General features: G+C 71.8%; 9 protein-coding genes and 1 pseudogene. 6 read left to right on the top strand and 4 right to left on the bottom strand.

The window, feature by feature from the left end; translation table 11 throughout:
* From U8525_RS28615 to U8525_RS28600, 4 genes and pseudogenes are all read left to right on the top strand, one after another.
* Window positions 1–109 (top strand): annotated as a pseudogene (locus U8525_RS28615) (IS5/IS1182 family transposase); the annotation flags it as partial.
* Between the two features lie 164 nt (window positions 110–273).
* Window positions 274–1,341, top strand: coding sequence for a glucodextranase DOMON-like domain-containing protein (locus U8525_RS28610; RefSeq protein WP_374269874.1), 1,068 nt, complete (start codon window positions 274–276; stop codon window positions 1,339–1,341).
* A gap of 81 nt (window positions 1,342–1,422) precedes the next feature.
* Complete coding sequence (locus U8525_RS28605) at window positions 1,423–2,784, top strand: AHH domain-containing protein (protein WP_374269873.1); 1,362 nt, start codon at window positions 1,423–1,425, stop codon at window positions 2,782–2,784.
* A gap of 21 nt (window positions 2,785–2,805) precedes the next feature.
* On the top strand, window positions 2,806–4,050 hold the full coding sequence (locus U8525_RS28600; RefSeq protein WP_374269872.1) for an imm11 family protein: 1,245 nt from the start codon (window positions 2,806–2,808) through the stop codon (window positions 4,048–4,050).
* On the opposite strand, the gene U8525_RS28595 is transcribed toward U8525_RS28600, so the two are convergent.
* Entirely contained in the window at window positions 4,047–5,711 is a 1,665-nt protein-coding gene (locus U8525_RS28595) for an alpha-amylase family glycosyl hydrolase (RefSeq protein WP_374269871.1), read from the bottom strand. The genes U8525_RS28600 and U8525_RS28595 overlap by 4 nt on opposite strands.
* A gap of 90 nt (window positions 5,712–5,801) precedes the next feature.
* Between U8525_RS28595 and U8525_RS28590 the strand changes: the two genes are divergently transcribed.
* On the top strand, window positions 5,802–7,133 hold the full coding sequence (locus U8525_RS28590) for a DUF4032 domain-containing protein (protein ID WP_374269870.1): 1,332 nt from the start codon (window positions 5,802–5,804) through the stop codon (window positions 7,131–7,133).
* Between the two features lie 2 nt (window positions 7,134–7,135).
* On the opposite strand, the gene U8525_RS28585 is transcribed toward U8525_RS28590, so the two are convergent.
* Window positions 7,136–8,968, bottom strand: coding sequence for a metallophosphoesterase (locus tag U8525_RS28585; protein ID WP_374269869.1), 1,833 nt, complete (start codon window positions 8,966–8,968; stop codon window positions 7,136–7,138).
* Between the two features lie 163 nt (window positions 8,969–9,131).
* On the opposite strand from U8525_RS28585, the gene U8525_RS28580 reads away from it, so the two are divergent.
* Window positions 9,132–9,590 carry an acyl-CoA thioesterase gene (locus U8525_RS28580; protein WP_374269868.1) on the top strand — a complete coding sequence of 153 codons (459 nt, stop codon included), beginning with the start codon at window positions 9,132–9,134 and terminating at the stop codon, window positions 9,588–9,590.
* On the opposite strand, the gene pfkB is transcribed toward U8525_RS28580, so the two are convergent.
* Both pfkB and ptsP read right to left on the bottom strand, forming a co-directional pair.
* Window positions 9,591–10,547 (bottom strand): 1-phosphofructokinase, encoded by a 957-nt coding sequence (gene pfkB / locus U8525_RS28575; protein ID WP_374269867.1) that lies wholly within the window; start codon window positions 10,545–10,547, stop codon window positions 9,591–9,593.
* Window positions 10,544–13,024: a phosphoenolpyruvate--protein phosphotransferase gene (ptsP, locus tag U8525_RS28570; RefSeq protein WP_374269866.1), complete on the bottom strand. Its 2,481-nt coding sequence runs from the start codon at window positions 13,022–13,024 to the stop codon at window positions 10,544–10,546. Before ptsP ends, pfkB begins: the two co-directional genes overlap by 4 nt.
* Window positions 13,025–13,136 lie beyond the last annotated feature (112 nt).

The following is a 13,136-nucleotide window of genomic DNA, read 5'->3' as shown; positions in this document are numbered from 1 at the left end:
TCTCTTCAATCGCTTGAAGCAGAACCGGCGGGTGGCGACGCGCTACGAGAAGCGCGCCGCCAACTACCTCGCGATGGTCCAAATCGCCTCCATCCGCCTCTGGCTCTGATTTGCGGACACGCCCTAGTCATCGCGCGCCCTGCTCGCGGCGGGGCATGCGGTTGACGCAGGGGGAGCCCGGGGCGCCTGTGAAGGCACTCCGGGCTCCTTGCGTTTGGGGCACCGCGCGATACACCTGGACGGGCCTTCTCCTCGTGCATGAGGTGCCCCCCGATGTTCGTGCGTCCCCGCGTGTCCGCGCTGCTGCTCGCCTCCACCCTGGCCGCGTGTTCCGGCGGCAAGACGCGCGAGGACGCGCTGCTGTTCCGGCTGACGGATCCGGTGGGGGACGACCACGGCGACGGCGAGCTGGTGTACCCGCGCCGGACGGACCTGGGGCCGGGTGATCTGGATGTCGTGTCGGTGGCGGCGTTCGCGGACGACCAGGCGACGCGGTTCGAGGTGACGTTCGCGCACCCCATCGCGAAGCCGTCGCGCGCGCAGGCGGTGGACCTGGAGGGCGCGACGGTCGCGGAGCGGGCGCGGCACGGCTTCTACACGTTCAACGTGGACCTGTACGTGGACCAGGACCGGGTGCCCGGCTCCGGGCGCACGGACACGCTGCCGGGGCGGGGGCTCACGCTCGCGGCGGATTCGGGGTGGGAGAAGGCGGTGGTGCTGACGCCGCGTCCCTACGAGGCGCGCGAGGCGCTGCGCAAGCAGTGGCGGCAGGATGCGCTGGCCGCGTACGAGAAGCAGTCGGGAGGGATTGGCGGCAAGGTGGAGGCGGAGCTGAACGCGGCCACGGAGCAGGAGCTGGAGGCGCGGGTGTTCTTCCCCACCCTCATCCAGGTGAGCGGGCGCACGGTGATCTTCGAGGTGCCGGATCGCTTCCTGGGCGGGCACGCGAGCGCGGACTGGGGTTACGGCGTGGCGGTGACGGGCGCGACCCTCGACCGGCGCGTGTCGCTGGGCGGGATGTTCGGCGGCGACACGTCCGCGAACTCGCGGCTGATGGCGATGGGCATCATGCCGGGGGAGCCGGTCCACGACCGCTTCGGCGGAGGGCGGAAGGGGGATTCTTCGCAATCGCCGGTGGTGGACCTGCTGGTGGCGCCGGGGACGACGCAGGAAGCGGTGCTGGGGCCCGCGAAGCCGGCGTGGAGCGCGGTGGTGCCTTCGGGGAAGGTCGCGGCTCCGGCGGGAGTGGCTCCTCCTGACGCGGGCACGGTGGAGGACGCCGGTGTGCCCGCGGAGGTGCCGGACGCGGGGCCCGTGGGTCCGTCCTCGCCCGCCCCATGACGGTCGGCTCGCGCGACGTGCGCGGGAGGTCCTGGTCGCGGTGAGTCCGCGCGGCCGAGGATGGGTGCCAGGGAGGCGTCCATGTCCTCAGGCCGGAGTTGGTCGGTCGCGGTGCTGCTGGTGTTGCTGGGCACGGGGTGTTCAGCGACGCGCGGTGTCCGGCTGAAGACGGGGCGCGGGGCGCCGGTCGTCCATGTGCCTCGGGCGGAGGTCGCGCCCGTGGAGCTGGAGGCGGGGGAGTTCACCGAGGCGGTGCGGACGCTGGCGGAGGATGCTCCGGTGGCTCCGCGTCCTCGTGACGCGGCGTACCGGTTGTTCGCGGGGACGTTCTCTTCAAAGGCATATGCCCATGTTCGCGGGCGGCTGGGATTGGTGTCCGTGGGGGCGCCGGCTCGGGCTTCGTTGCTGGTGGATGAGGGCGGCCGGGAGCTGGCGAGCGCGTATGGGCGGTGGTGCCAGCGCAAGCAGACTCCGGGGGATTGTCTTCAGTTGCTGGAGGACCGGCGCACGCTGGATGAGGACGGGCGTCGGTCGCTGGCGTTCGCCATCGCGCTGGAGTCGGTGTGGGAGGAGACCGAGGCAGCGCTGGTGGGGATGACGGATCCGCGCGCGGTGCTCACCACCGTCGTCGCGACGGGCACCGTGTACCTGGCGCTGTGGTTGCTGCCCGAGCCCGTGTCGAAGGGCATCGCCGCGACGATGACGGTGGTGCTCATCGCCTACCTGGGCATCGACACGGTGTGGAACCTCATCCAGGGCTGGATCGAGTTGTCCGAGCAGGCCCGGGTGGCCCGGACGTTCGATGCGCTCCGTGACGCGGGGGAGGAGTACGGCGAGGTGATGGGGAAGAACGCGGCGCGCGCGTTCGTGATGCTGGCGCTGGCGGCGGTGGGGAGCACGGCGGAGACGTTCGCGGCGAAGGTGGCGACGCTCCCGGGGGCCGGGCAGGCCTCGCTGGTGGCCGCGGAGCTGGGCGGCTTCCGGCTGGGCGCGGCGGCGCAGGTGGAGTCCGCGGCGGTGTCGTCCGAGGGCGTCGTCACCCTGGCGCTGCCGCCGAACGCGGTGGCCATGTCCGCTCGGGACGACAAGGGGCCTGTCGCGAGTGGCGCGGATGTGGATGGACCGGAGCATCACATCGCGTCCAACAAGTTCTGGACCGCTACGAATCGTGGTGGTCCGTGGTCACCAAAGTTCCAGAGGATCTTCGATAAGGCAGGGATGTCGCTCGACGATCCCGCGAACAAGGTCCGCGTGCCAGGGCACAGAGGGCCTCATCCAGAGGCGTACCATCAGAAGGTATTCGACGCTCTGGAGAGGGTGACGAAGCGATGCAGGTCCATGCAAGATTGCAGGGCTGCATTGGCGAGAGAACTGCGGATTCTCGCGAACGTGATCAACCAGAGGGGGACAGACCTGAATCGATGGGTGACCGGCCTTGAGTAACGCGGGAGATTCATTGTGGCGATGAGGTACTTCATTCTTTCCGAGAACGTCGCTGAGGGATTCTGGTGCCTGGGGCATCCTCTCGATGGTCAAAGGCGAGAACTCGACGACCCCTGGCAGTTCACGGTTGGAGAGCCCGCGCACTACAAGGACACGATTCGGCTTCCGTTGGACGTGGAGGGGGAATTTCGTGATTACGCGCATGCGGCGTTCGGGACCCCGGTCGTCAATGCGAAGCTCGCGGCTCTTTTTCAGGAATTGGCTCCGACTGACATCGAATTGATCCCCGTCGAGGTCGACTCCCACGCAGGGCCGTATTTCATTCTCAATGCCCTCCGCACCATTCCGTGCGTCGACGCCAAGGCGTCTTCGGATGTGGTGTATTGGACCGAAGAGGACGGGTTCCCGGAGAAGGTCGGAACCCTCAGTTTCATCTCCGAGATGCGCATCGACACGTCGAAAGTGGGCGATGCGAAGGTGTTCCGCCCCTCGGAATGGGATGTCGTCCTCATCGTCTCCGAGGACATCAAGGACGCGATGGAGCGCGCGGGCATTACGGGCGCAAAGTTCGAAGCGGTGACGGGCCCTCCGACCGTCGACCCGGTTCGCCGCGCGGAGACGAAGAGGCGCGGCGAGTTGTGGGACCAGGCTCACCGTGCGCGCGTGGCTGTGTGGCGCGGGCTTGGCACCATGTCCGACGACGACTACATCCCTCCCGTCGTGGGCGGCCCATGGCCTGCCAGGAGTCAGCACTGGATGGCCGTGCGCCGCCCTGAAGGCCGCATGCTCATCGTCACCGACGGCCTGTCCGACCCGTTCAGCGACATCCTGGACCGGCCCACCGCTGGCTTCGGACTGGAGCTCGCCATCGAGACCCCGGAGCGGTTGGGGGAATTCTGGAAGAGCTGGCCGGTGCGCCTGCTCGAACGCGTCGCCTACGAGGTCGCCGAGCTCGAGAAGCTCCGCGTCACCCTGTCCAAGGGCACGCTGTCCATGGAGGTGGACGGCGCGGGCATGCCCGAAACCCTCGTCACCCCCGAGGGCCGCGTGGCCGTGCTCATCGGCGTGGAGACGGACGCACTGCCCGCGCGCTTCACGCTGCCCGGGGGCGAGGTCCGGCTCCTCACCGTGAAGGCGCTGATGCCCGCGGAGCTGAAATGGCTGCTCCGTCAGGACAAGGGCGCGGCGGCGGAGCTCATCCGCCGCTTCAACGCCGCGGGAGAGGGGCACCTCTCCCGCTCGTGGCGTCAGCCTGTCGTCAGCTAGCGCAGCCGCCAGATGGCCGTGGAGCGGGCCGGGATGCTCGTCCTCCACGCCCCCGAGCCGCCCGTGAGCGGCGCCACGCCGGAGTCCACGAACAGCGGCTCCGCCGTCGTGGCCTCCACGTCGAACGGACCCACCGACTCCTGCGCGGTGGAGAAGTTGTGGACCACCAGCACCTGCTCGTCGTCCAGCGTCCTCACGAACGCCAGCGTGCGCGACACGCCCGTCGTCGCCGTGAACAGCCGCAGGCCTCCGTTGCGCAGCGCCTCCGAGCCCTGGCGCGCGTGGATGAGGTTCCGGTAGCGCGACAGCAGAGAGCCCGGGTTGCTCCGCTGCGCCTCCACGTTCGCCGTCTCCCGGCCGCTGGAGAAGGCATACCAGGGCGAGCCCGCCGTGAAGCCTCCGCCCGCCGCGCCGCTCCATGGCATGGGCGTGCGCTTGGACTCGTCGTTGTTGGCGTTGCCGTTCCCCAGGCCCACCTCCTCGCCGTAGTAGAGGAACGGCGCGCCCGGCAGCGTCAGCAGCACCGCCGCGGCCAGCCCCAGCTTCGCCCCGTCGTTGGAGAACTGCGTCGCCAGCCGCACCATGTCGTGGTTGGTGAGGAACGGCGCGTCCGCCACGCCGGCCGGATAGTTGTTCTTCATCTCCAGCAGCTTCGAAGCCACGCCGCCGCTGTTGCCCGCGTTGATGCCTTCAATCACCCGCGCGGACATGGGGAAGTTGAAGTTGAGCGGCAGCTCGTCCCCGCCCGGCAGCGTCGCCGTGGAGCCGTAGTACTTCCCCACCGACGGCGTCTCACTCCAGGCCTCACCCACCAGCACCGCGTCCGGCTTCACCGAGCGCACGTGCGCGGCGAACTCCTTCCAGAAGGCGTGCGTCTCCGGCGTGTCCGCCTGCCCCGCCCCGCCGCCCGTCTCGATGAGGTAGCGCGCGGCATCCAGCCGGAAGCCGTCCACGCCGCGCCCCAGCCACAGCGTGGCCAGGCGCTTCACCTCGTCGCGCACCGCGGGCGTCTGGAGGTTGAGGTCCGGCATGCCGCCCCAGAAGACGCCGTAGTACCAGCCGGTGTCCTGCGGATGCCACGTGTTGGTCTGCGAGTAGAGGTCCCACGGCTGCGCCCACGCGGGGTTGTTCGTGCGCCACTGATACCAGTCGCGCTTCGCCGACTGCGGCGAGGACGCCGAGTCCACGAACCACGGATGCTCCGAGCTGGTGTGGTTGATGACGAAGTCCAGGATGACGCGCATGCCCCGGCGGTGCGCCTCGTCACACAGCCGTTGCAGGTCCTCCAGCGAGCCGTAGGCCGTCTGGATGCGCTCGTAGTCCGTCACGTCATAGCCGTGATAGCTGGGCGACGCGAACACCGGCATCAGCCACAGCGCGTCCACCCCCAGGTCGTCCGTCGTCGCCGGGTCGCCGTCGTTCAGGTAGTCCAGCCGCGAGATGAGCCCCGGCAGGTCTCCCACGCCGTCGCCGTTGGAGTCCTGGAAGCTGCGGACGAACACCTCGTAGAACACCGCGCCCCGGTACCACGCGTCTCCCGCCGGCGCGGCGAGCGTGATGTTGCCGGACCCGGACGGGGTCGGGGCCGGGGAGGGCGAGGAGCCGGCGCAGGCCGACAGCAGGGCCGCGCTGTAGAGGGAGAGGCCGCGGAGGGGTCGCATGGCCTCTTCCTCTAGCAGCGAACGATCCACGCCGGCCACCGGGCGGTCCGGGTGATGCGCGGCCCCCCGGGCAGTAGGCTGGTGACCAACATGTCTCACCCCGCGCGCCGCCTCCACTCCCTGCATATCCGGCAGGGGCACCCGGACTTCCTCGACCTGCCGTGGGAGCTGCCGCTGGAGGCGTGGCCGGAGCGTTCACCGCGCGTGGTGGAGGTGCCGCGCGGCCTGTCCCGGCACGTGGTGGTGTTCGTCAGCTACGGCGCCACCATCTACGCCTTCAAGGAGACCCCCGCGCGCGTGGCGCAGCGCGAGTACGACCTCCTGCGCGGCCTGGAGGACCGCCGGCTGCCATCGGTGGTGCCCGTGGGCCTCGCGGTGCAGACGGAGGAGGGCCTGGAGGCCGCGCCCGGGGACAGGCCCGGGCTGCTGATCACGCAGTACCTCGCCTCGTCGCTGCCGTACCGCGCGCTGTTCATGCACCAGGGCCTGGAGCGCTACCGGTCGCGGCTCCTGGACGCGATGGCGGGCCTGCTGGTGCGGCTGCACCTGGGCGGCTTCTTCTGGGGCGACTGCTCGCTGTCCAACGTGCTCTTCCGCCGCGACGCGGGCGAGCTGCAAGCGTACGCGGTGGACGCGGAGACGTCCGAGCTGCACGAGCAGCTCTCCGACGGCCAGCGGGAGATGGACCTCCAGATCATGGAGGAGAACATCGCCGGAGGGCTGGCGGACCTGGCCGCGCGCGTGGAGCTGGCGGCGGAGCTGCCCCAGGAACTGGAGGCCTGGCGGGAGACGGCCGCGAGCATCCGCCAGAAGTACGAGCGGCTGTGGGCGGAGATCAACCGCGAGCTCATCCTCCAGCCGCACGAGAGCTACCGCATCCACGAGCGGATCCGCACGCTCAACGACCTGGGCTTCTCCGTGGGCGAGGTGGAGCTGCTGGCGAGCGGGCAGGGCAGCCAGCTGCGCATGCGCACCATCGTCACGGACCGCGAGTACCACCGGCACCAGCTGCACTCGCTCACCGGCATCGTCGCGGAGGAGCGCCAGGCCAGCCTGCTGCTCAACGAGATGCGGGAGATGAAGGCCACGCTCACTCGCAAGCTGGACCGCAGCGTGCCCCTGAGCGTGGCCGCGTTCCGCTGGCTGGACGAGCGCTACCACCCCACGCTGTCACGCCTTCAGAAGGAGCTGGGCCGCGCGGCCGACACCGCGGAGCTCTACTGCCAGGTGCTGGAGCACAAGTGGTTCCTGTCCGAGCGCGCGAGGCGCGACGTGGGCCTGGACGCGGCCCTCCAGGACTACGTGGCCCTTACCCGCAAGCAGCCCGGCATCGCGCCGCTGTTGGAGGACGCGGCGCGGGCCGCGTCCTCCAGCTCCACGGCGGAAGAGGAGCCGCCTCCCGGGCCGCGCTCGGCCGGGTAGCGTCAGCGGCTGACGCGGATGGGCGGCTCGATGAGGAACGGCTCGGTGGCCTTCGGGTCGTCCGGGTCGAACGCGGGCGACAGGGGGCCCGCGCCGGTGGGCTTCCACTTGCGCGGCACGCGCTCGATGCCCACGGGGTAGATGGTCAGCGCCCCGTCCTTCCCGATGCGCATGCGCAGGAAGTTCTTCCAGTCCGGCAGCGCGAGCGACCCGAAGGCCTCGTTGGAGTGCGCGCCGAAGGAGTTCACGCTCAGCCAGAGGTACAGGCCGGTGATGAACGGGCCCACGAGGAAGCCGCCCACGAAGGTGAACGCGCTGGAGAAGAAGAACTTGCCCGCCAGGTGCAGCCAGCCGTCCGCGCAGTGCGCGCCATCCGGCGACAGCACCGGACACACGCCCAGCGTGCTCACCGTGAAGTACGTCGCGCCCCAGGCGACGAAGAACGCGGCCACGATGTGCGCCACGCCGTGCAGGCCGCCCAGGAGCGCGCGCCACTTCCCGAGCGCCGCGTCCGCCAGCCCCGCCAGGCCCCCCACCGTCACCATCCCGAGGATGAGCGTCCACGGGCGGTTGACCATGCTGTTGGCCACCGCCGTCACCACCTCCGGCAGGCGGGAGAGGCCAAGCGAGCCCACCTCCGCGTAGGCCGCCAGCGCGAGCAGCAGGTACCACAGGCCGGTGATGAGCCCGAACAGCGGGCTGTAGCGGATGAGGAGCAGGTTCTTGCGCGCGAGCTTTCGCGACGTGGCCTCGTCCGGGAAGCTCTTGCGCAGCGTGGAGCCGTCGCGCAGCACGGGCGCCGCGGGCGCGTGCGTGGGGTGCATGAAGGCGCCGCCGCCGCCCGCGGTGATGCGGTGCTGGCCGGTGTCGTCCTCGTGCCGGCGGTAGTGGTGCAGGTCGCCCGCGAGGAACACGGCGATGCGCCGCCCGAGCACCTTCTCCTCCAGGTACTCCAGGTTGTTCTCCAGGTAGCTGCCCCTGGCGCGGCGCGCGGCCGCGGCCAGCACCCACGCGGGCTCCGCGTTGCAGAGGATGACGCGGTCGTCGGGGCCCATCTGATCCGCGACGTGGCGGAAGTACTCCACCTGGGGCACGTCGATGTCGCTGTTGAGCTGCACGTCCGTGCCGATGAGCCACCAGTTCCGGGGCAGCTTCAGCGCGAAGTAGCTGCGGCTCTGCCGCGTGCGGCGCCCGGCCACCCAGCGCTGCGCGCAGAACAGCCGCATGAAGGCGGACAGGCCGTCGTACCAGTCGTGGTTGCCCGGGATGACGAACAGGTCCGGGTGGGGGGGCCGCGAGCGGCGCATGGCGGCCTCGTAGGGCTGCACCGTGCGCTCCTCGTACGTCTCCCGGCTGGCGCCGGGGTAGACCTCGTCCCCGCCGAACACCAGCACGCGGCCCCGCGGCGTGACGTGGGACGTCTTGCCGTCCTCCTCCGGGAGCTTCAGCTCCGGCAGGGCCAGCAGGCGCGCCACCGCGTAGGTGGAGTCCCAGCCGTCGCCGATGTCGGAGACGTAGTCGAGCCAGAAGTCGCCGTCTGGGCCCGACTCCTCCGAATAGTCGAAGTAGGGCTGCTGCGGCCGCACCACCGCCTCGATGAGCCGGTGGTCCGCGCGCGAGCCGAACACCGTGGCCACCACCGCCTCCAGGCCCGTGCGCAGCACCTGCGTGGGATGCAGCCAGCGCACCATGGCCGCGTGCTTCTGGGGCTTGGTGGCGGTGGCGCTGCCCCGCTCGCGCACCTCGTGCGGCGCGGGAGGGGAGGGCGGCTCCTCCCAGGGGGCGGGCGGGTCCTGGCGGCGCTCCCCCTCGGGCCGCGTGGGCTCACCGGCCATCGCGGGGACCCGGGGCGGAGGGATGGGACGGAGCGGCGGGCGGCGCCAGGGTGGACCGGAGAGCCATGGACCCCTGGCTTAGCATGGCTGCACGGGACTCCTGGAGGGCAGGCAGGCGTGGTTTCCGTTCCCTGGCGGGATGGTCCCTGCGACCCTGGGGGGCATGTCGAACGCCACCCTGAAGGACTGCCCCGTCGTCGTACCCTTCCCCGTGCACTGGAGCGAGATGGACGCGTACGGGCACGTCAACAACGCCCGCACGTTCACCTGGTTCGAGTCCGCGCGCATCGCGTACATGGCCCGCATCGGGCTGGTGGGGCCGTCCGCCGCCGGCGCGGAGACCACGTCGGCGGACGGGGTGGGCCCCATCCTGGCGAACACGCACGCGGACTACCTCCGGCCGGTGGTGTTCCCGGTGAACCTGGTGGCGGGCGCGCGCGTCACGCGCGTGGGCAACTCCTCCATCACCTTCGAGCACGTGGTGGCGGGCGCGGACGACGGGGTGCTCTACACGCGCGGCGGCTCCATCATCGTGACGCTGCGCTACGCCACGCACGAGAAGGTGCCGGTGCCCCCGGCGGTGCGGGCCGCCATCGAAGAGCTGGAGGGGCGCGGGGGGTGATCAGCCCGTGCCCAGCGGATGCATCCGCACCGCGCACACCAGCTCCGCGACCCGCTCCGGTGTCGGTGGCACCGGGCCCACCCTCGCGAGCTTCCCCGCCGCGAAGGCCGTGCTCCTTCGGGCGCAGGTCTCCAGGTCGTAGCCCTCCAGCCTCGCCGCCAGCACCCCCGCCATCAGCGCGTCGCCCGCGCCCACCGTGCTCGCGACCTCCACGGGCGGCGGGAGGGCCCTCCAGGCTCCGTCGTCGGAGATGAACAGGGCGCCCTCGGCTCCCAGCGACACCACCACCAGCCCGATGCCCGCCGCGTGCAGGTCCCTCGCGGCGCGCGCCAGCTCGCCCGCGTTCCCCAGCGGCCTCGCGACCAGCGCTTCCAGCTCGTGCGCGTTGGGCTTCACGAGGTCCGGCTTCGCCGCCACCGCATAGCGCAGCGGCGCTCCGCTGGTGTCCACCGCCACCAGCGCGCCCCTGGCGCGCAGGCGCTCCGTCAGCGTGGCGTAGACGGTCGCGGGCACTCCCGCGGGCACGCTGCCCGACAGCACGAAGCAGCCGTTCTCCTCCGCCAGCGCGTCCAGCGTCGCCGTCAGCGCGTCCAGCGCCTCCTCCGGCACCCGTGGGCCCGGCAGGTTCAGGTCCGTCACCGCTCCGCTCGTGCGCTCCACGACCTTGATGTTCACGCGGCTGGAGCCCGGCAGCCGGAGGCAGCGGTCCTGGATGCCTCGCTCGCGGAACAGGGCCTCGAACAACGGCGCCGTGTCCCCGCCCAGGAAGCCGGCCGCCGTCACCGGCCTTGCGCCTCCCGCGAGGAACGCCGCCACGTTGATGCCCTTGCCCCCCGGCGTGCGCGTCTCCGCCACCACCCGGTTCACCGCGCCCGCCGTGAACCCCGGGCACTCCAGCGTCTGGTCGATGGCCGCGTTCAACGTCACCGTCACCACGCCCGGCTTCTTCGGCCTCACGCGTTCGTTCCTTTCCGCTCCAGCAGGCCGCGCACCAGGCTCCGCACCTCGGTGGCGGTGGTGCACGCCAACGCGGCCCGGGCCACCGCCTCCGCGTCCGCCATGGAGATGCCCCGCAGCAGCGCCTTCACCGCTGGGATGCTGGGGATGGCCACGCTCAACTCCGTCACGCCCAGGCCGGACAACACCACCGCCCCCGCCGGGTCCCCCGCGATGCCGCCGCACGCGCCCACCCAGATGCCCGCCTGCCTCGCAGCCTTCACCGTCAGGGCCACCATGCGCAAGACCGCCGGGTGCAGGCCGTCCACTCGCGGCGCGAGCGCCGGGTGCCGCCGGTCCATGGCCAGCGCGTACTGCGTCAGGTCGTTGGTCCCGATGGAGAAGAACGACACGTCCCTCGCCAGCTGCTCCGCCATCATCACCGCCGAGGGCACTTCCATCATGATGCCCGTCTCCACCGGGGCCGCGCCGACCTCGCGGCGCACGGACTCGGTGATGGCGCGGGCCCTCGTCAGCTCCTCGGGCGTCGCCACCATCGGATACATGATGCGGACCGGGCCCTCCTTCGACGCGCGCAGGAGGGCGCGCAGCTGCGTGCGGAACAGGTCCTCGCGCTCGAAGCACAGCCGGATGCCGCGCACGCCCAGGAACGGGTTCTCCTCCGCCGGCAGCGACAGGTAGGGCGCGTGCTTGTCCCCGCCGATGTCCAGCGTGCGCAGGATGAGCGGCAGGCCGTTCAGCGCTCGCACCATGGCGCGGTACGCGTGGAGCTGCTCCTCCTCTCCGGGCGGCTCGTCGCGCCTCAGGAAGAGGAACTCCGTGCGCATCAGGCCCACGCCCTCGCCGCCCGCCTCCACGGCCCTGGCGGCCTCCGCGGCCTCGCTGATGTTCGCGGCCACCTCCACGCGCTGTCCGTCGAGCGTGATGGCGGGCCGGTAGCGCTCCAGCTTCTCCGCCTCGCGGCGCTGGCGGAGCCGCTCGCGCTGGCGCGCGGCCTTCGCCCGGTCCCCCTCGGAGGGCTCCACCACGAGCACGCCCGCGTCTCCGTCCAGGATGCAGTGCTGCCCGTTCCGCAGCGCGAGCACCGCCGGCCCCACCGCCACCACCGCCGGCAGGTCCAGCGAGCGCGCGATGATGGCCGTGTGCGAGGTCGTTCCGCCGCCCGCCGTGCACAGGCCCAGCACCCTCGCGGGGTCCAGCCTGGCGGTGTCCGACGGCGCCAGGTCCTCCGCCAGCAGCACCACCGGGTGGTCCGGGAGGAGGGGCGCGGCCTCCTGGGCCCGGGCCAGGGGGCGCAGCACGCGCAGGCCCACGTCCCGCAGGTCCGCGGCCCTCGCGGCCAGCACCGGCGCCTCCATCGCGGCCAGCGCCTCCGCGCGGCTCTCGAAGACGCGGCGCCAGGCCTCGCCCGCGCTCAGGCCCGTGTCGATGAGGCCGTGCGTCTCCGACCGCAGCTCCGGGTCGTCCAGCAGCTCCAGGTGCGCCTTGAAGATGGCCGCCCGCCGCGCCCCGACCTTCAGCAGGAAGCCCTCGTGCAGCTGGCGCAGCTCCGTCGCCGCCCCGGCCAGCGCCGCGTCCAGCAGCAGGTGCTCCCGCGCGGCGTCGTCGGCGCGCTCCTCCACCTCCAGCCGTTGCCGCTGGAAGGCCCAGACCGGCCCGGCCGCGATGCCCGGTGACGCGGACAGGCCCGCGACCCACGCGCCCTCGTAGTCGAGCACGACGGCGGTCCGCGGCGAGGGCGTGGACGTCGCTTCCCCCAGGCCGGCGTCGAAGGCGTCCCGCAGCGCGAGGAGCACCGCGTCCGCGTCGTCGCCCGCCGCGGTGAGCGTCAGCGTCGAGCCGCCCCGGGCGCCCAGGCGCAGGAGCGACAGGAGGCTGCGCGCGCTCGCCTGCCGCCCCTCGTGGTGGACGGTGACGTCCGCGCGGAAGCGGCGCACCACCTCCACCAGCACGGTGGCGGGGCGCGCGTGCAGGCCGTCCGGCGAAGGGGACCGCACCTGGAGCGAAGGCCCGTCGGGCACGGGAGCGGCCGGGGGCACGGGCTCCGTGCCAGGGACGTTGAGGGCCTCGACCACGAGGGCGATGTCCCGCGTGGAGGACAGGGCCTCGACGCGGGCTTCGTCGCCCAGCACGTCGGTGAGGTGGGCGAGCACCTGGAGGTGCTCATCGGACCTCGTGGCGATGCCCACCACGAGGCGCGCGTGGCCGTCCTGGCTCCAGGCGACCCCGGCGGGGAACTGCACCACGACGACGCCCGTCTGGAGCACCAGGTCGCGCGCCTCCGGGAGGCCGTGTGGAATGGCGATGCCAGGGCCGAGGAGCGTGGCGGACACCTGCTCGCGCTCGAGCATGCTGTCGACGTAGGCGGGCGAGATGAAGCCGGCCTCCACCATCACCTGGCCGACCAGGCGGATGGCCTCTGCCTTGTTCTCTGCGACCCATCCCAGGCGGACCCGCGACGGCGTCAGCGTCAGCATCAGAGCTCCTTGCTTCGGGTGCGCGAGGGTTTCACGCGGGGAACGGCGGTGCCTCCTGCCCGGGCGCGCGCGGGCTTCCCGAGTCCCGTCTTCCGGGTAACAGCTCAGAGAA

The organism is Corallococcus sp. RDP092CA (assembly GCF_041903675.1).
Taxonomy (GTDB): domain Bacteria; phylum Myxococcota; class Myxococcia; order Myxococcales; family Myxococcaceae; genus Corallococcus.
The sequence above is the reverse complement of the archived record's forward strand: the minus strand, read 5'-3'. Positions and strand labels throughout refer to the sequence as shown.